The organism is Planctopirus sp. SH287 (genome assembly GCF_056500625.1).
The window spans coordinates 3,379,472-3,397,621 of sequence record NZ_CM151403.1 but is presented as its reverse complement, the minus strand read 5'-3'; the positions used below and the strand labels follow the sequence as shown (position 1 = coordinate 3,397,621).

The 18,150-nt window shown below is 52.2% G+C and carries 14 protein-coding genes and 1 tRNA gene; 7 read left to right on the top strand and 8 right to left on the bottom strand.

What is annotated here, in order from left to right; genetic code table 11:
- The first annotated feature begins 132 nt into the window (after positions 1-132).
- The 5 genes from SH287x_RS12555 to SH287x_RS12535 all read left to right on the top strand — a co-directional run bounded on the left by SH287x_RS12555 (position 133) and on the right by SH287x_RS12535 (position 5,925).
- Positions 133-1,623 carry a rhamnulokinase gene (locus SH287x_RS12555; protein ID WP_479514658.1) on the top strand — a complete coding sequence of 497 codons (1,491 nt, stop codon included), beginning with the start codon at positions 133-135 and terminating at the stop codon, positions 1,621-1,623.
- A gap of 24 nt (positions 1,624-1,647) precedes the next feature.
- Positions 1,648-3,216, top strand: coding sequence for a sulfatase family protein (locus SH287x_RS12550; RefSeq protein ID WP_479514657.1), 1,569 nt, complete (start codon positions 1,648-1,650; stop codon positions 3,214-3,216).
- A gap of 139 nt (positions 3,217-3,355) precedes the next feature.
- Positions 3,356-4,387: a 3'(2'),5'-bisphosphate nucleotidase gene (locus tag SH287x_RS12545; protein WP_479514656.1), complete on the top strand. Its 1,032-nt coding sequence runs from the start codon at positions 3,356-3,358 to the stop codon at positions 4,385-4,387.
- 40 nt (positions 4,388-4,427) lie between these two features.
- Positions 4,428-5,054 (top strand): LutC/YkgG family protein, encoded by a 627-nt coding sequence (locus SH287x_RS12540; protein ID WP_479514655.1) that lies wholly within the window; start codon positions 4,428-4,430, stop codon positions 5,052-5,054.
- A gap of 457 nt (positions 5,055-5,511) precedes the next feature.
- Complete coding sequence (locus tag SH287x_RS12535; protein WP_479514654.1) at positions 5,512-5,925, top strand: type II toxin-antitoxin system death-on-curing family toxin; 414 nt, start codon at positions 5,512-5,514, stop codon at positions 5,923-5,925.
- A 75-nt stretch (positions 5,926-6,000) separates the two neighbouring features.
- On the opposite strand, the gene purB is transcribed toward SH287x_RS12535, so the two are convergent.
- Positions 6,001-7,431, bottom strand: a complete 1,431-nt coding sequence (gene purB, locus SH287x_RS12530) for an adenylosuccinate lyase (RefSeq protein ID WP_479514653.1) — start codon at positions 7,429-7,431, stop codon at positions 6,001-6,003.
- 204 nt (positions 7,432-7,635) lie between these two features.
- Here purB and SH287x_RS12525 point away from each other — a divergent pair, with 204 nt between their 5' ends.
- On the top strand, positions 7,636-8,676 hold the full coding sequence (locus SH287x_RS12525; RefSeq protein ID WP_479514652.1) for a transaldolase family protein: 1,041 nt from the start codon (positions 7,636-7,638) through the stop codon (positions 8,674-8,676).
- 283 nt (positions 8,677-8,959) lie between these two features.
- Here the strand turns inward: SH287x_RS12525 and SH287x_RS12520 are convergent.
- The 7 genes from SH287x_RS12520 to SH287x_RS12490 all read right to left on the bottom strand — a co-directional run bounded on the left by SH287x_RS12520 (position 8,960) and on the right by SH287x_RS12490 (position 15,938).
- Positions 8,960-9,030 (bottom strand) — tRNA-Gln (locus SH287x_RS12520).
- Positions 9,031-10,043: 1,013 nt separating this feature from the next.
- Complete coding sequence (locus SH287x_RS12515) at positions 10,044-10,673, bottom strand: methyltransferase family protein (RefSeq protein WP_479514651.1); 630 nt, start codon at positions 10,671-10,673, stop codon at positions 10,044-10,046.
- 227 nt (positions 10,674-10,900) lie between these two features.
- Complete coding sequence (locus SH287x_RS12510; protein ID WP_479514650.1) at positions 10,901-11,602, bottom strand: TetR/AcrR family transcriptional regulator; 702 nt, start codon at positions 11,600-11,602, stop codon at positions 10,901-10,903.
- A gap of 268 nt (positions 11,603-11,870) precedes the next feature.
- On the bottom strand, positions 11,871-13,103 hold the full coding sequence (locus SH287x_RS12505; protein WP_479514649.1) for an HlyD family secretion protein: 1,233 nt from the start codon (positions 13,101-13,103) through the stop codon (positions 11,871-11,873).
- Positions 13,103-13,891, bottom strand: a complete 789-nt coding sequence (locus SH287x_RS12500) for an ABC transporter ATP-binding protein (protein WP_479514648.1) — start codon at positions 13,889-13,891, stop codon at positions 13,103-13,105. The genes SH287x_RS12505 and SH287x_RS12500 overlap by 1 nt, the downstream gene beginning before the upstream one ends.
- Positions 13,892-14,013: 122 nt before the next feature.
- On the bottom strand, positions 14,014-15,174 hold the full coding sequence (locus SH287x_RS12495) for an ABC transporter permease (protein ID WP_479514647.1): 1,161 nt from the start codon (positions 15,172-15,174) through the stop codon (positions 14,014-14,016).
- Positions 15,171-15,938 (bottom strand): TetR/AcrR family transcriptional regulator, encoded by a 768-nt coding sequence (locus SH287x_RS12490; protein ID WP_479514646.1) that lies wholly within the window; start codon positions 15,936-15,938, stop codon positions 15,171-15,173. The genes SH287x_RS12495 and SH287x_RS12490 overlap by 4 nt, the downstream gene beginning before the upstream one ends.
- Positions 15,939-16,594: 656 nt before the next feature.
- On the opposite strand from SH287x_RS12490, the gene SH287x_RS12485 reads away from it, so the two are divergent.
- Positions 16,595-17,716, top strand: coding sequence for a type III polyketide synthase (locus SH287x_RS12485; RefSeq protein WP_479514645.1), 1,122 nt, complete (start codon positions 16,595-16,597; stop codon positions 17,714-17,716).
- The last annotated feature ends 434 nt before the right edge of the window (positions 17,717-18,150 follow it).

Here is an 18,150-nt window from a genome sequence, read left to right as displayed (position 1 = left end):
TTTCGCTCGACAGCAGAGACCACATCTTGCATCATCGTGACTTGATGGGTTGTCCAAAGGGAAACTGACACTTTGGACAGCCATCAAATTCAAGCATCCACGAGTCCACCCGCATTGGTTAAGGCTGTTGTCATGGCGGAGCATTGTTATCTGGCAATTGACTTGGGGGCTGAGAGCGGCCGAGTGATTGCTGGCCTTTTGGACGGTCGGAAAATCCGGCTGGATGAACTCCACCGCTTCGCCAACGGGCCGGTGCATCTGGGCGAAACGATGCGCTGGGATGTCGTTCGCCTCTGGTCGGAAATTCAAACGGGATTGGCCAAAGCTGCCCAGAAGTATGGCGACGCGATTGTTTCCGTCGGTGTCGATACCTGGGGAGTCGATCATGTGCTGCTTTCCAAGAAAGATGAACTTCTTGTTCAGCCTTATCACTACCGTGACCCTCGTACGAGGGGATTGATGGATGCCGCGATCAGCCAGCTTTCCCGCAGTGAAATCTTCGAGAATACCGGCCTCCAGTTCATGGAGATCAATTCGCTCTATCAACTGCTGGCATTAAGAAAATCCAGCCCCGAAATCTTTGATGTCGCTGACCGCTTTCTCATGATGCCCGATTTCTTCCACTGGCTCCTGTGCGGCAGCCGGGTAGTGGAGTTTACGAACGCGACGACTTCGCAGTGTTTTCATCCCACTCAAAAGAACTGGGCGTTTGACATGCTGCGAAAGCTGGACATCCCCACGCATATCTTTCCCGAAGTGATCGCACCGGGGACATCGCTGGGCCGGTTGCGGGAGAACGTGGCCCGCCGGGCAGGTTTGCCACGTTTGAATGTTGTTGCGCCAGCCACACATGATACCGGGGCAGCGATTGCCGCCGTCCCCACGGCATTTACAGGGAATGCGAACTGGGCTTATATCAGTTCAGGAACCTGGTCGTTGATGGGGATTGAATCCCCACAAGCGATCCTTACCCCCAAGGCGTTGGAACTCAACATTACCAACGAAGGAGGGATCGACGGCACTTACCGCGTTCTCAAGAACATCATGGGAATGTGGCTGGTGCAGCAGTGCCGCAAGTCGTTCGAGCGTCATGGCGCCAGTTATGATTATGGCCTGTTGACACAAATTGCCCGTGATGCCAAATCGTTCCGGGCGTTCATCAATCCTGACTCGCCGATCTTCGTCGCACCGGAAGACATGCCTGCGGCCATTCGCACTTATTGCCAAAAGACGAACCAGGAAGTGCCTGATGACGAAGGAGCCGTCATCCGCTGTGCGCTAGAATCGTTAGCACTCAAGTATCGTCAGGTGCTTGAGCGGCTTGAAGGATTATCGGGACATAAGACCGAGGTCATCCACATCGTGGGAGGTGGCTCGCAGAACGAGTTGCTGAATCAGTTTGCTGCCGATGCGTGTCACCGACCGGTCGTCGCTGGCCCGATTGAAGCGACGGCACTGGGGAATGTGCTAGTGCAGGCCCGTACGTCAGGCGAGATCGGCTCGCTTGCCGATCTGCGGTCGATTGTGCGAGAGTCAGCGAGTGTCCGACATTATGAGCCACAGAATGCGACAGCCTGGGACGACGCCTACGCCCGGTTTATCACGCTCCCCGCCATTGCCTGAGTTTTCTTCTGAGGAGGCCCGTTCATGAGTCACACAACTTTGTGGAGCATTGTCTGCGGGGCTTTGATATGCCTGACAACCAGCCTCTTTGCGTCGGAAGATCCTAAGCCGGCTCAGCCGAACATTCTGTTTATCTTCAGTGATGATCTGGCTTATCAGGCGATTAGCGCTTACGGAGATACTCGTCAACTCCTCCAGACCCCGAACATTGATCGTGTCGCGAGCGAGGGGATTCGTTTTGATCGTTGTCTGGTCACCAATTCCATTTGCGGGCCGTGCCGAGCGACGATTCTCACGGGAAAGTATTCGCATAAAAACGGGTTCTATAACAACACAAACTCCACATTTGATGGTTCTCAGACCACGTTCCCCAAGTTGCTGCAAGCCAATGGCTACTCGACGGCTCTCATTGGCAAGTGGCATCTCATGAGTGATCCGACGGGGTTCGACCACTGGGAAATTCTTCCAGGGCAAGGGCGGTACTATAATCCGCCCATGATTGCCAATGGCAAGAAGGTTCAGCACGAAGGTTATGTGACCGATGTGATTACGGATCTTTCCATCGACTGGCTGAAGAATCGCGATAAATCGAAACCGTTTCTGCTGATGGCTCAGCATAAAGCCCCGCATCGTGAATGGTCGCCAGCCTTGCGGCATCTTGGCTTCAATGCTGACAAACCATTCGCCGAACCGCCGACGTTGTTTGATCTTTATAAAGACCGCTCCAACGCAGTCGTGGAACACGACATGGGGATCGATCGAACATTCACCAAGCTGGATGCCAAGCTGGTTCCCCCTCCCGGAATCAATGCGGCACAGTTGGCCAAATGGAACAAGTATTACGAACCCCGTAACCAGGAATTTGAAGCGGCCAACCTGTCTGGGCAGGAACTCGTTCGCTGGCGATATCAACGCTACATGCACGATTATCTGGCTTGTGTGAAGGCCGTGGATGAAAGTGTGGGACGCCTGCTTAAAACCCTTGATGACGAAGGCTTGGCTAAAAACACCTTAGTCGTAGTAAGCTCAGATCAGGGGTTTTATCTGGGAGAACACGGCTGGTTTGACAAACGCTGGATCTTTGAAGAATCCGTTCGCACGCCACTGGTCGCTCGTTGGCCAGGGACAATTCCTGCGGGACAGACCAATGACCAGTTGGTCTCATTACTGGACATGGCACAGACATTTCTGGGCACAGCCGGTGTGGCGGCACCGACCGAGATGCAGGGCGCAAACATGTTTCCGTTAATGCAGGGAAAGAACGTCCCCGACTGGCGAAAAAGCCTCTACTACCGCTATTACGAGTATCCTTCACCGCATCACGTCCGGCCACATTACGGTGTGGTGACCGATCGCTATAAACTGGTTCATTATGAAGGGCAAGAAGGAGGCGAGTGGGAACTGCTCGACCGAAAGGCTGACCCTCTGGAAGTGAAAAGCTTTCATAAAGATCCGGCTTATGAATCGACGATGACCGAACTCAAAACGGAGATCCGCCGTTTGCAGACGGTTGTTGACGACAGAGAACCGCCACCGACAAAAGCCTATGGCAACAAGGCTCTCGACTGGAAACCATTTGGGCAGTTGAAGTGAAGTCTCAGGTGTTGGGTATTTGAAGTAACTGGAGCATCACCCTTCCCCTTTCTGTCGCTTCTTCTGTCTTCTTCCCTTTATCGGCTTTTTTGCTTCACTGCTTCCTCGCCTCCCCCCATAAGAGATTGATTCCCGCGAAATGGCTGATTACGCACACGAGCTTTCCATCGCCCTGGCTGCTGTCCGAAAAGCGGCAGAACTTTGCCAATCTGTCCAGCGACAGATGGGGGCGTCCTCAATTTCCAAGTCTGACAAAAGCCCGGTGACGATTGCCGATTTCGCGAGCCAGGCGGTGATTCTTGAAGCAATTACCAGTGCCTTTCCCGATGATTGTCTGATCGCCGAAGAAGCCTCGGCTGTTTTGAAAGCTGAGCCAGAACATCTGGAGCAGGTGCTGACATTGGTTCAGCGGTTTCACCCTCAGGCCACCAGTGAGCAACTTTGCGAATGGGTTGATCATGGGCAAGGTGCAGGGTCGACATCCCGATATTGGACGCTCGACCCGATTGATGGAACCAAAGGTTTTTTGCGCAAAGAACAGTATGCCATCGCTCTCGCTCTCTACGAAGGCGGTCAGCTTGTTTTGGGAGTGCTGGGCTGCCCGAACCTGCCGGCTGACCCCACCTTGCCGTTGATTAACCCGACAACTCCATCGGCTGGTGGGAGTTCTCCCGGCGGACTGTTTTATGCCGTTCGTGGGGAAGGGGCGTTTGTGACTTCTCTGGATGGCCGGACGTTGCCAAGACCAATTCAAGTATCATCAGCAACCGAGATTTCCGCCTACCGGATGTGCGAATCTGCGGAAGCGGCCCACAGCCGACACGACACCTCTGCGAGCATTGCGGCATCGCTGGGAATTGCGGGTGCTCCCGTGCGGATGGACAGCCAGGCCAAGTATGCCTGTGTGGCCAGTGGCCGGGCCGAAGTTTACTTGCGGTTGCCCACCAAGCCCGGCTATGTCGAGTGCATCTGGGATCATGCGGCTGGTGTGATGGTGATTGAAGAAGCCGGCGGCACAGTCACCGACACATTGGGAAATCCTCTGGATTTTTCTTTGGGCCGGCATCTGCATGCTAACAAAGGAGTGGTGGCGACCAATGGCCCGTACCACGCACAGATTCTGAAAGCGATTGAAGCACAGCGACAGCAGACGCTGGCCAGCCAGCAATGATCTGCTCCCCTTCGTCATCATTCGCCAAAAGGTGATTCCCGTGTCGACATCCCGTGCCGAGATTCTCAAGGCTGTCCGTAAGCATCTTCCTGAGTCGTCTCCCTTGCCGCCTCTGGATGGCCCGTGGATTCAATATCCTGATCCCATTGCTCAGTTTGGTCAGGTGCTGACAATGGTGGGGGGCCGGATGGTGAGGGTTGCCAGCCTGGAAGAGATGTTTAATGATCTGAAAACGACAGAGGTTTTCCAGAAATCCCGGAAGATCATTTGCGAAGTTCCTGGGCTTTCTTTTCCAGCGGAAGCACCAGTTCAGCCGATTGATGTCACTGCTGCCGGGGCAGCCAGCGAACTGGCCGACGTTGACCTGGCCATTCTGCCGGGAGAGTTTGCCGTCGCAGAAAATTCGGCTGTCTGGTGCCTGGGATCGAGGGTTCGTCACCGAGCCGAATACTTCATTTGCGAGCATTTAGCGCTGGTCGTGAAATCCTCGGAAGTGATGAGCAACATGTATGAAGCTTACCAGCGGCTATCGTTTAGCACTCCAGGTTTTGGTGCCTTTATTGCAGGGCCTTCCAAGACGGCAGACATTGAGCAGTCGCTGGTCATCGGTGCCCACGGCCCAAGGTCGCACACCGTCTATTTCGTCGATTCGCTGGAGTTGTCCTGATTCCCCCAAAGAGCGACGCTTGTGGTTTGGGATGGACTTCGGCAGGGAACATGAGAAAGTCATGTAGGGCAGGCTCCCGCCTGCCGGTTCGATGTACTTCACAGATAATGATGGCTGCTAGAAACATCGGCAGGTGGGAGCCTGCCCTACCGCTACTAACTCGGAAGTGCGTTTTTCATGAAAGTCAATCGTAGCCGCAAAGAAATCTCAATTTATTGTCTTGTGAAGTCGTAGAATGAATGATACTAGTTTTGTATGCATACTAGATCATAAAGGCACTTTGATGACCAAAAATCCTCCCAGCCAAAACATTTCCAAGAAATGGAAGCCGAAAAGCGTCTCCAAGGTCGCTTTCGTAAAAGCCCTCATAAGTAAACGATTGCCCATGAGAGAAATCCAGCGTAAGGTGATGCGGGATAATTACGAGTTATTCAAGCAGTTAGCCAAATAAGCCTTTATGGTGAAAAACTATTCTTTTTTGAGCCTTCGACAGGTTCTCGGATTTCACAAAAACCAGATCCAGGCTCATGGTGGTGATTCTGCCATCCTTGACAAAACAATGTTAAAGTCAGCGATTGCCCAACCACAAGCCACTTATGATGGCCAGTATCTTCACAAAGATCTGGCACATATGGCAGCAGCTTATTTGTATCACATTGTGCAGAACCATCCGTTTGCCGATGGAAACAAAAGAACCGGAGCAAATGCCGCCATTGTTTTTCTCACACAAAACAATGTCTCACTTCAATTCCCCAGCATGGAGATAAAAGAACTCGTCTTACGAGTCGCCAATGGAGAAGCTGGAAAGGACACAGTTGCTGATTACATTAGAAATCTAATGAAAACCCAACTGGGATCATCAGATTTCTGATCAACTCGGTTTAAGCAGTACCGTCAGGAAGAAGCCAGTCAAGCAGCAATGCTCGATGTGACGCATTAATCAACTCTACACCTTGAGTTCTTCCGCCGCGAGACCGAGTGTGCTTTGATATCTTTCGCGGATGGGGGTGATGACCTCGCTGATGAACTGATCGACCTGTTCGGGAGCGCGGCCCACAAATCGCCGGGCATCGAGAGCAGCACCGAGATCGACCTTCGCAAAAGCCGTATCACCTTTCAGGCGTTCGATCAGATCGTTGGGCAAGCCGTGTTCTTTCACTTGCCGTGCTGCTTCCTGGCTATGCACGCGAACGCGCTCATGGAGATCCTGTCGGTCGCCACCGGCTCTCACACCGGCCATCAGAATTTCTTCTGTCGCCATAAACGGCAACTCGGCGGCGAGCCTTTGAGCAATCACTTTGGGATAGACCACCAGGCCGTCCACCACGTTACGATACAGAATCAGAATCGCGTCCGTTGCCAGGAACGCTTGAGGAATCGACAACCGGCGGACAGCGCTGTCGTCGAGCGTACGTTCCATCCATTGAGTGGCTACCGTCTGGCCAATCGATGCCGTCACGCTGGACACATAGCGCGCCAAACTGCACATCCGCTCCGAACGCATGGGATTCCGCTTATAAGCCATCGCTGATGAACCGATTTGCTGTTTCTCAAATGGCTCCTCAATCTCTTTATTACTCTGGAGAATTCGCAGATCGGTTCCCGTTTTGTGTGAACTTTGAGCAATCCCATCCAGCACATCGAGAATCTGCACATCGAGTTTGCGGGTATAGGTCTGACCGGTGACGGCGCAGCGGCTGGCAAAGCCCATCTTATCGGCGACGCGTCGATCCAGTTCTTCGACCTTGGCGTGATCGCCATCGAACAACGTGAGGAAGGTGGCCTGGGTGCCAGTGGTTCCCTTGGCACCGCGGAACCGCAAGTTTTCGATGCGATGTTCCAGGTCTTCCAGATCAATCACCAGGTCATAGCACCAGAGCGTGGCCCGTTTGCCGACGGTTGTTGGCTGAGCCGGTTGGAGGTGCGTATAGCCCAGGCAAGGGAGGTCTTTGTACTCAGCCGCAAATTTTGAAAGCCGGTCGATGGTGGCGACCAGCTTATCGCGGAGGAGTTCCATTCCCTGCCGCATGAGAATGAGGTCGGCGTTGTCGGTCACATAGCAACTCGTCGCCCCCAGGTGAATGATCGGACGAGCGGCAGGACACTGATCGCCCCAGGCGTGAACGTGCGCCATGACATCGTGCCGCAATTCTTTTTCATACCGGGCGGCGGAGGCGAAATCGATATCGTCGACATGGGCTTTGAGTTCGTTGATTTGCTCTTTCGTTACTGGCAAACCCAGCTCATGCTCTGCTTCCGCCAAGGCGATCCAAAGCTTACGCCAAGTGGCATGGCGAACTTGCGGCGACCAGAGGGCGCTCATGGATTTCGAGGCATAACGGGAAATGAGCGGATTGTCGTAAAGTTCGTGAGACACGGAAAACTCCGGGAGAAAGGCCACATTCGGGCTACGGGAACCCGAACAAACCGAATGTCAGAATCACCTGGTCAAGGAAAAACCGCGCCAGAACGTGGCACGGGCGTATTCATGCGGTACGATGGAAGCCACTTTAGCAGGTCGGCGAGAGGTTGCCGACTCAACCGTTCTGGTCACGTACTTCTTCGGAAACAGGCCCCGCTCATGCCGACACCTCTTGAAACTCTCGTTGCTTGCGGCACCAAAGTCTGGCTCGACAGTATCGATCCCGATCTTGTATTGGAAAATCGAAAGTTTGGCGCCACCGGGGCCACATCGAACCCGATCATCATTGCCGACTTGCTCAAAACCGGTCGCTTCGATGACCAGATTCGTGCGCTTGTTGCTGACGGTCATTCGGACGAAGACATTGCCTGGGCGATGACCGACCGTCTTGTTCGCCAGGCACAGGAAGTTTTTGCGGGCGTCTATACTGAAACATCCGGCAACGATGGCTACGTCAGCTTCGAACTGGATCCTCTGCTCGAGGACACTGCTAACACCCTGAGCGTTGCCGAGAAGGCGAAGAAGTACATTGAACTTGGTCAGCAGTGGGCCGCAGGGCATTCCAATCGCATGATCAAGGTGCCAGCAACGCCCGGCGGTTTAGCGGCATTGGAAGAACTGGCTGCTTCGGGCATCACTCTGAACGTCACACTGATCTTTTCGGAACGGCAATATGAAGCGGCTCGTGAGGCCGTCTGGAAGGGCGCCCAGCGTCACGGCAAGCTCGACCGATTCAAATCGGTTTACAGCATTTTTGTCAGCCGAATTGACGTCTACACCAAGAAGCAGGTTCCAGAATTGATTCCTGGTGCTCAGGGGCAGGTGGGGATTGTGAATGCTCAGCGGTTGTGGGCAGAAAACCAGAAGTTCTGGGCCGACAAGAAGCTGCCGCTCCAGCAGGAAATCATTTTTGCCAGCACGGGAACAAAAGACCCGGCAGAAGCTCCAGACCGCTATGTGAGCGCGCTGGCTGGTTCAGATATCCAGACCAACCCTCCCGCAACCAATGCGGCTGTCCAGAAGCTCGAAGGCAAAGTCTATACCCGAAAGGTCGACCAGTTGCCTATGCCGGAAATTCTGGCTGATATCGATGCCAAGGTCGATTTCGCCAAGATGGAACAAGTGCTGATGGAAGAAGGGTTGGCCAAGTTCGCTGACCCATTCAAATCATTGCTCCAGGTGATCGCTTCCAAGCGATAGAGCCTAAGGGGGAATCACCCCCAAGGGTCGAGAAAACAAAGACTATCGCAATTGAAATCATCGCCGCATTTCCGCTTTCCGGTGATACCATCGGGTAAGTGGAAATGCGGCTTTTTGTATTTACTCATCGACTGATTGCAAAGACCGCGAGCAACTCTGACGCGATACAGTTGTCAGCCATCCTGGGCCATCTGAAGTCCGCAGCGGCTTGGCCCGGAAATGCAAAAACCCCTGAAAAACAGGGGTTATGTGAACTTCTGACAGTTTCTGAAGAGTCAAAGAGTTGCCCGACGAGGGTTCGAACCTCGACCAAGTGATTCAGAGTCACTCGTGCTACCATTACACCATCAGGCAAAAAAACGAACAACGGGCAATAATCCCATTGAATCTGCGAGACGCCAACAACTCAGCGAGACGCCTTCCAAGAGGCGTCCGGGCAAAAGTCGTGTTCACGTCAACTGCTTAACGCGACGACAGTATAACCAGACTCGTCAAACTGCCAAAGCCTACCGGATGATTTTCCTTGTCGGGAAGAATCGCAGGCGTTTTTTCCTCTTCTTTGCTCTGATCAAATTGCCAGAATTACAATTCGCTGTCAGACAAGAGGTGATTGGAATGCTGTTTCCTTCACTTTTTCTAACCAAAACGCACCAGCCACGAATCATTGCTGGCCAGCTCACGACCAATTCGGCACTCAGGCTTTTCAAATTAAGCCATTTCTCAACCGTGCCAGGCTTCTGGTCAGCTTCTTCCCGTTCCTGAACAACGGCCGTTTTTGAAAAATGTACACACTTTTTCGGCAAGCTTTGCAAGTAATTCAATCGCTATCGTGAGTCTAGGCAACCTGGGTTGCGTTTGTTGTTATGTTTTCAACAGAAAAAGTTTTGGCACGCCATCTGCTTTATCACTTCCTTCGCTGCGGGCTGTGGGGACGGCTTGCAACACGAACGGTAGAGACAGGTTATCAGCAGATTGAGGCAATCGCCCAATCCTGGCAGCTGCGGCTGTGCTGATTGCTCATGGGGAAGAGGGACGATCGCGGGCTTCATCGCTCCGATCGGAATCAACAAGGCCGTCGTCAGCCAGGGGGGCTCACGACGGCCTTGATGTTTTTATCCCTTATTCATTTCCCATAAACTCACGCAACTTAACCAGTGCGGCAAATCCATCAGGCACATTCAGGATGTTCAGCTTCTGATGAGAACACGAGTGTCATTGATGTCTTTGAAAATGACTCGACGGCAAGCACTCATAGTTCGGGCAGCCCTGCTATTATGGATTTCGTTACCAAATAAAAGAAGCACTGACCAGAGAGTGCTCCTTCAGAACAAACCGTGATCAGTGCGTGGTGAGACATTGCCAGCCTGCTACCAAAGTTGAAGCAGTACGACTTCCGGGTAGAGTGACTCCAGGTGGGATTCCGCGTGAATAATGGCCGCCAGAGCAATGAACCAGAAGGCATCTTGAAGATTTCTTCGGATGATTCTTGGAAACAAGACATGAGTTTCTGGTTCATAAAAACATGTTGTTTGCGGCCAAAACGCAGGTGTTTGTGAGCAATATTGCCGGAAGCTGAGGCCATGGATTTGTATCAAACGAAATTCTTCATAGCGGATAATCATGGGATAATAGGCCAGAAAAAAAGTGGCCATCAGCAATGGAATCGCTAGGGTAGCCGTGGTCAGTCCGATCCCCACCATGCCGACGGCACTAAAGAAATAGAGCGGATTGCGGCACAAAGAATAGGGGCCAGACATGATCAGACTGGCAGTCTTGTGCCCAGAGATGTAGACACTGGCCCAGATGCGTCCCAAGGCTCCTAAACAAGCCAGAGAGATCCCGACAAGGAAAAAGCATTCAGGGGCGATTCCTATTGCTGACCATTGACTACCGGTCAGCATCACGATCGCAAAAAGTAATGCCGCAAACACAATCGTCAGACCACGTCGCCTGCGCTCAGGAGCAAATTGTGCATATTCCAACTTGCTGTCGTCCAAATCAGTTCCAACATGTGCTTCTCTTTCTGACATGTCCGAAAAAGATTGATCGTCTTTTTCAGTAGTACAGAGATATGGGAACTCAGAAACTACGGATGACATGAGAGTGTTCACGAGGAAGCCTCCTTACTGAAAATGACCGACGATCATGGCGACATCGTTGGCAACACCAACTCTATCCGCCCAGAGGTTATCGGTGATAACTTACGCTCGTGAGGGAAATCTCGTCAAGAGATTTTTGAACGGTTTGCGATACCATCAATCAACAATTGCGCGTGAATTTTGATCAGTTTTTCCCGGTCTTCCCAAGGAAAATTGGTTCGCGTAATCACCAGTGAAACCAGACCGTGCATGCCTGCCCAAAGGCATTGAGAAACAACGGTTGCTGAACCCAGATCGCTCCGGATTTCCCCGTCTTCCATTCCTCTGAGCACTTGGGCTTGTAGCTTAAAAAATGAGGTTCTTCTGAAAGTCTGGATTTCTTGCCGGTGATCGGGCGGCGCATTGTGTGGCGGTTGATAGGGGCGCCACATGATCACGGCAAGCCGGTATTCGTTGGAATGCTCAAAACCAAATTGAAGGTACTCTTCGATGGCCAATTGCACCCAGTGGATACCAGTGGCATTGATCGCTTCGAGAATGACGATCAATTTGCTGAACATCTGATTGACCAGCTGATCCAGAATTTCCTGCTTCGTCGAAAAGTGCTTATAGAGAGCAGGTTGAGAGATCCCAATTTCCTGGGCAATCATCCGGGTGGAGACATTCTCAACGCCATGCTCAAGAAACAGACGTTGTGAAACATCCAGAATTTCCTGAATGCGTTCGCCCCCTTTGGCTCGTGATTTAGGGGCAGGCTTTGAGAGCGATGCCAAAGGCTGCTGTGGCGCTTCAGAAACGCTGGGCTTATTGACGCTTCGACCCTTCACGACGGCCTCAGAAGTGCGAGGTGAGAACTCCAGCTAAGAGGTCTCCATTGTAACCGTCTTTTTCCGTTCAGTGGAGTCGCTATGGCGAACCAGCCTCATTTGTCAGGAAATGTCATTTTAACTCTCGGAATGTCCATCAATGTCATGTTTTTCAACGAACCGCAATGATTAACAGTGGGAGTCTGGCGAGAAACCTTTCCACCAAATGCGGAAGTTCGTTCCTCCCTGGGTTTGTCGTTTCAGACCGAAACCAAGCGCTGAGAGTGCTTTAACTGCGAGGAAAATTTGGCGTGGAAGAGAGGGCTGAGCCTGAAAGGGGCGGCAGGGTTTCGGTATGTGACCGTTTTTCTTCAATCGGTTGTGCGGATTGATTCTCCAGATCAATGAAAACATCCATCTGCTGTCCGACATAAATCTCCACAGGCTCATCAACGGGAATTGTGGCTACTTTTCCGGTCGCTGGCACAGAAGCTGTCGCGGAGTTGTCGGAAAGAGCGTTTGTGGTTTGCGTTCTCCAGTTGGCGTTAATGGCATAGATGACCTGTAACACCCGCGTGTCGACTCGCTCCTTCCCTTCGCCGGTCAGCGAACGCTTGGGCTGCGTGTAAGGTTCCACACGAACAAATGTCATGTTGAGCGGATATTTCGCGTCCCCTCGAAGGTACCCTTTCCCCGGCAATCCCGGACGAAACCTCGGGATATCCTGCTCATCGATATCAACCCGCACATGCAGAGTGCTGAGATCACCCATGATGATCAATGGCTGGCCAGGAGGTGTTCCTACAAACTCACCAGGGCGGACATCAATTTTCAGAATGGTGCCATGGATGGGCGAGCGAATCGCCAGTCGATCAATTTCTGTTTGAGCCTGTATCACTTGTTGTTCGGCCCGTTGCACAGCCGCTTTCTGGATCTCCAGCTCATACGACCACGCACCCGCTCTGAGCTTTTGATCCTGAGCTTCGGCATTCTCCATCCGAGCGCGGGCCATGGTATAGGCCTGTTTCCTTTGAATCAGTTCTTCAGCCTGAATGACTTTTTTTGCCAGGAGTTCTTCTGCGCGGCTTAGTTGGTCACGTTGCAATTCCAGGTCTTCACGAGCCTCAGCCAGTTTAGCCGCACTGGGGGGAAGATCTTCTGGCCGGGGGAGTGCTTTGAGTCGCTCAAGTTCTGCCTTGGCAGAGACCAGTGCGGCCTGTTGCACTCCCAGTTCGGATCGTTGCTTACGATCATCGAGTTTGAAGAGAACTTGTCCTTTTTCGACAACCTGCCCCACCCGAACAAAGATTTCATTCACCACACCCGCCGTTTCAGCCGCGACTGAAATGTTCTCGGATTTGGCTTCTATGATTCCCGCGCCAGCCACGGTCTGGAGGTAAGGAGACCGTGCAGGCTCAATCGGAGGATATTGAGCCGCAGGGCGAACGTTCTCGCGAGCCATGTGCATCAGCGAAAACAACAGGGCGACACAAGCCAGTGCCGGCAGAATCCAGCGACGCATTACTGAGTTTCCTTAACGGCTAATTGACGCATGACCTGGGAATCTGACTTCATGGATTGAGGAGAGTTATTAACGTTGACGACCCGTCCATCAGCCATTTCGATCATTCGATCGCCATACGAATATACGCGTGAGTCGTGAGTCACGACGATCACGACGCGACCTGGCTGCACCGAGACTTGTCGAATCAATTGCATGACCGTGCGACCCGAATGCCCATCCAGAGCGGCTGTTGGTTCATCACAGACCAGCAACCGTGGGCCATGAACGAGAGCTCTGGCAATGGCCACGCGTTGCTGTTGCCCACCAGATAACTGCCGTGGTAACGCATCAGCCCGGCTGCCTAAACCGACCTGTTCCAGCATTTCACGGGCTTTCACAAGTGCTTTTGAGCGGGGCATTCCTTGAATGAGTAACGGGACACTCACATTTTCTGTTGCGGTTAACGCGGGGAGCAGGTTGTACTGCTGAAACACGAACCCGACATTTTCCGCTCGAAAACGTACTAACTTTCCCCCACGAAGCTGTGACTGGGGTGTCCCAAAAAGGTCGATATCGCCACTTGTCGGGAACAGCAGCCCGGCCACAATCGAGATCAGCGTTGTTTTGCCACAGCCACTGGGGCCTACGAGTAATGTCAGTTGGTTGGAATAAAAATCGACATCAATTTCATGGAGGACACGATTTTTGATCGCCCCATCGCCAAATTCCTTGACGAGTCGACGGCAGCCCACTCCCACGCTTAATACAGGTTCAATCACTGGAGGGCGTGATACTTCTGGCAGCATGACATTCGCCATCTCATCCTCGATTCGACCATCGCGTGATATTACTTGTGAGAATTAATCGCCAATCAGAACTTCTATTCAACAATCCACATATTCAACACTATTTAATAGAACCTGTCATATCACCGGAAGACAACCGCAGGTTCCAATGTTAATACTTTTCGTAAGCTCAAAGCGCTCGCGAGAACAATAATCAGCGAGACTGCCAGGCATGTCCCGCCCGCAATTTCCCACATCAGGTGCAGGCCCCGCAAATCAGGTAAAAGTTGTGATGTGGCCACAAAGAATAAAGCCGTCAGCCCTAATCCAATCGACAGGCCAATCACTCCGACAACCGAAGCCTGTAGCATAATCATTCCAATCAACCCCCAGTTGGTAACGCCCATAGCCTTCAAGGCGCCAAACTGTTTAAGATTTTCAATTGTAAATAAATAGAAGGTCTGGCCGGCAATCGCTGTACCGACGATAAACCCTAACGTGATCGTGATACCGAAGTTCACCGGGATGCCAGTGTTTTCCAGATAGTATTTAATATTGATCCAGATGAATTCCTGATAGGGCATGGCGACCAGTCCTGTCTTTTCTCCGATAGAGCGGGTCTGTTGATTGATCCGCTTGCAAACGTCATTCACGTCGTAGCCATTTCGAGGGGCAGCGGCGACAAAAGAGAGTTGTTGCCGCTCGCTGGCCACAAACTGGACAGCTTGCGAGTACCGCGTAAAAACCACCGGAAACGACTGAAACGGTGCGGAAACATCGCAGATACCAACGATAACGGCACGCCGGTCGTTCATCTCGACCTCACGCCCCAGGGTTAACGGCTGGCCAGGCCATAAAAACTGATACCCATGAATATCTATTAAAATCGCATCGGGACGCTTTAAGTCATGGATATTCCCCAGAACCATTTTGGGAGGGGCGCCAATCAGTGATTGATCATCGACCCCCATGAGAATCACCTGGCGAAAGTTTCCTGTTTCAATTTTCGCTCGGGCCAGTCCTTTATAGAGACGAACCGCCCAATCCACTCCTTCCACCCCCCGAATTCGATAGAGATCACTATCGGAAAGTGGCTTAATTTCATCGGCATTTTGTAAATAAGGATCCATCACCCAGATCTGGGCTTCACGGACATCGGCTATCGGGTTGGCAGTCCGGAGGATAATCCCCACAAAAATAGAGCATTGCTGAGCAATCAGCAGAACTCCGAAACCCACGCCAAAAACGGTTCCCAGGTATTTCACCGGGTCGCCGTTTAACATTTTCCATGCGACCCAGTTCATATCGAATTTCCTGTGGAGTCAGTCGCCTCTGTTGACAACACCGCGTTCGTTAATTCTTGTGACTCACAGGAGAGGTTCTGTGGTATTAACGTTGAGGTCGTTATGCAATGAGCGATCTTTTGGTCTGGAAACGATGATTTTGAGACCGCATTTAATCCGGCCATTGAGAACTCGTAGATATGTTCAACAATCTGGTCGATGGTCAGTCGTTCATAGAGTTCTTCGCCAGCGAGTTGCCGGGCGATTGCCTGGTGGACGTGATAGAACAGCACTTGTCCAACAACGCTGAAGCCGATTTTCCAGACGGTTTCCTCGGGAACTTCTGGCGGCACCAGATTCTGTAGAATTCCTCGTAGCAACGTGGCCATTGGACGCAGCTGAAGTTCAATCACCTCACGGCCTTCAGGCGTCTGTCGTGTCATCTCCCAGAGCATGATTTCCAGATGCCATGCAGGCTTTGCACTTGCCAGATGCTCACGCACCATCTCCTGGATATAGAACCGGAGTTGCGCCTGGGGTGGTTGCGATGACCATTCCGTCCCCTCCATCAGTGCTGCCAGATTATCTTTGCAGGCATGCACATGCTGAAGAACCGCTTTGTAGAGCTTTCTTTTATCGCCAAAGTGGTACTTCACCGCAGCGACGTTCGCTTTCGCTTCCTGACAGATTTCGCGAACACCGGCGGCATTAAAGCCTTTGTCCGCGAAGATCATTCCGGCTGCTTCAATCAAGCGCGTTCTGGTGTCGTCCTGTACCGTTTTCATTCCATCTCACCCGGATTAAAACAAACGTTTGCTTGATTCTACTAAAACCAGCCATTTCAGTCAAACGTTTGTTTTAATTATTAAGAGGCCAAGATCATGGATGCGGGGATTGTGATTGGCTTGCTCGATCCCGGCAGACAGAAAGTGTTTTACCAATCAGTCCCACATTTTCGTTAAGGAAATAGTGGAAGAGAAACAGCGCAACAGACTCAGAAAAAATGGAATGCGACAAAAGACGTCATATCGCCTAAACGGATTTAACCACTGACGATAAAGATTCTTCGCAACCCCAGTGGGTAGTGGTGACACCGGTTCAAAGTGGTGCTTTATCCGAGTGACAAGACTCGTGCTCCAAATAAAACAACCTGAGGGATTGCGACATCTTGGCAATATTTTCCGAATGATTGCATTCTTCGGGTCTTTAGGGCTGGGAAAGTGATTGCCCACGAAGCAGAATTTAGGCGGCAGATTTCCCCGGACGTTTTAACGAACCGGGACGATAGCCTTCACACAGCGGGTCATGCTGGTATTAGCAATCCCTCACAATTATTGCGCTGTCTCAGCCTGTGCGAATATGTTGGCAATCGTGAGGTTCGCTTGGCTGCCAGCGACCGGGTTTACTTTTCTTTAGTTGGTCTCGTGGGAGTCATTTGACAATGGCCATGCTCATTACTGGTATGGGGACAGCCACCCCTGCTTCACACATTCCGCAAATGGATGCCTTTTCGGCCATGCAGCAAACCTGCTGCGAATCCGAAGAACAACGCCGCGTGATGGAGATGATCTATCAAGGTTCTGGCGTGAAACATCGGGGTTCGGTGCTTGTTGGAGCAGACCCTGACGAGTTTACCAAATCGGAAGATCGCAACGAATTCTTCTTCCATGAGCGTGGCAGCTTTGAAGATCGTGGGCCATCCACCCACGAACGCATGCAGCAGTATGAAACTCATTCGCTGCCGCTGGCTCTGCGGTCTGCGACACAGGCCATGAAAGATTCCGGGCAGGATCCTGCCGAGATCACCCACGTGGTGACGGTCTCTTGCAGCGGCTTTAACTCTCCCGGCTTCGACATGGGTTTGATCGAAGAACTGGGCATGAACCGTAACACTTCGCGAACTCATGTCGGCTTCATGGGCTGCCATGGTTCGTTCAACGGCCTGCGAGTCGCACATGCCTACACAGCGGCTGATCCCGATGCTGTCGTGCTGATGTGCTCCGTTGAATTGTGCAGCATTCACCACCACTACGGCTGGACGACCGACAAGGTCATCGCCAACGCGCTGTTCGCTGATGGCTCAGGCTCGGTGATCTGCCGCTCCACGCCTAACGCTGGCAAGCAGCCCTCTTACCGTATGGTGCGAAGCGGTTCCTACCTGATGCCAGATACTCAGTTTGCCATGAGCTGGCGCATTGGTGATCACGGCTTTGAAATGACCCTCTCGCAGAAGGTTCCCGCTCTCATCGAGCAGCACCTGCTGACGTGGTTGCGTCCTTTCCTTGCCAAGCAAGGGCTTAAGGTCGAAGACATCGCAGGGTGGGCGATCCATCCCGGTGGCCCTCGCATTCTCGACTCTTGCGTCGCAGCTCTCTCGCTGGATAGCCGCGATGTGGCGCCTGCTCGTGAGATCCTGGAAAAGCATGGCAACATGTCTTCATCCACGATCCTCTTCCTGCTCGACCGCCTCCGCCAGGAAAACCTGAACGGCCCGGTTGTCGCGCTGGGATTCGGGCCTGGCCTCACCATCGAAGCCATGCTCCTCGAAGCGGGTGATCTCTAATTGATCAGGCAAAATCCCTGATCGGTTAACATGTCGGGCAATGGTTCTGACAGCCAATGCTTAAAAATCTTCAGGCGGCCTGAGTGACGGTTCTTTTGAACTGAGCAACTCAGGCCGCCTGCTTTTATTAGAGATCGCAAGGGAAGCCGTCTGGAGTAACGCTTCTGGCTGTCGAATCGATTATGACAGTCGTAGGTTCCCTGTCGTTTGGATTGCCAGATTGCGGAAACCAACCTCTGGCGCCATGGTGTTGTCGATACTCCCGGCATGAGGACGAAACCTGCTTTAGAATTGATCGAACTGTTGGGGATGCCATCTCAGCTTCTGGAAATCCATCCGGATTGCCGGAAAGTTTTGGAGGCTTATCAACAGCGACGTTCAGAGTCTTCAAACTCTGAAAGCTGGACTCCGCGACTTCAAGAATTAGAGGGGCT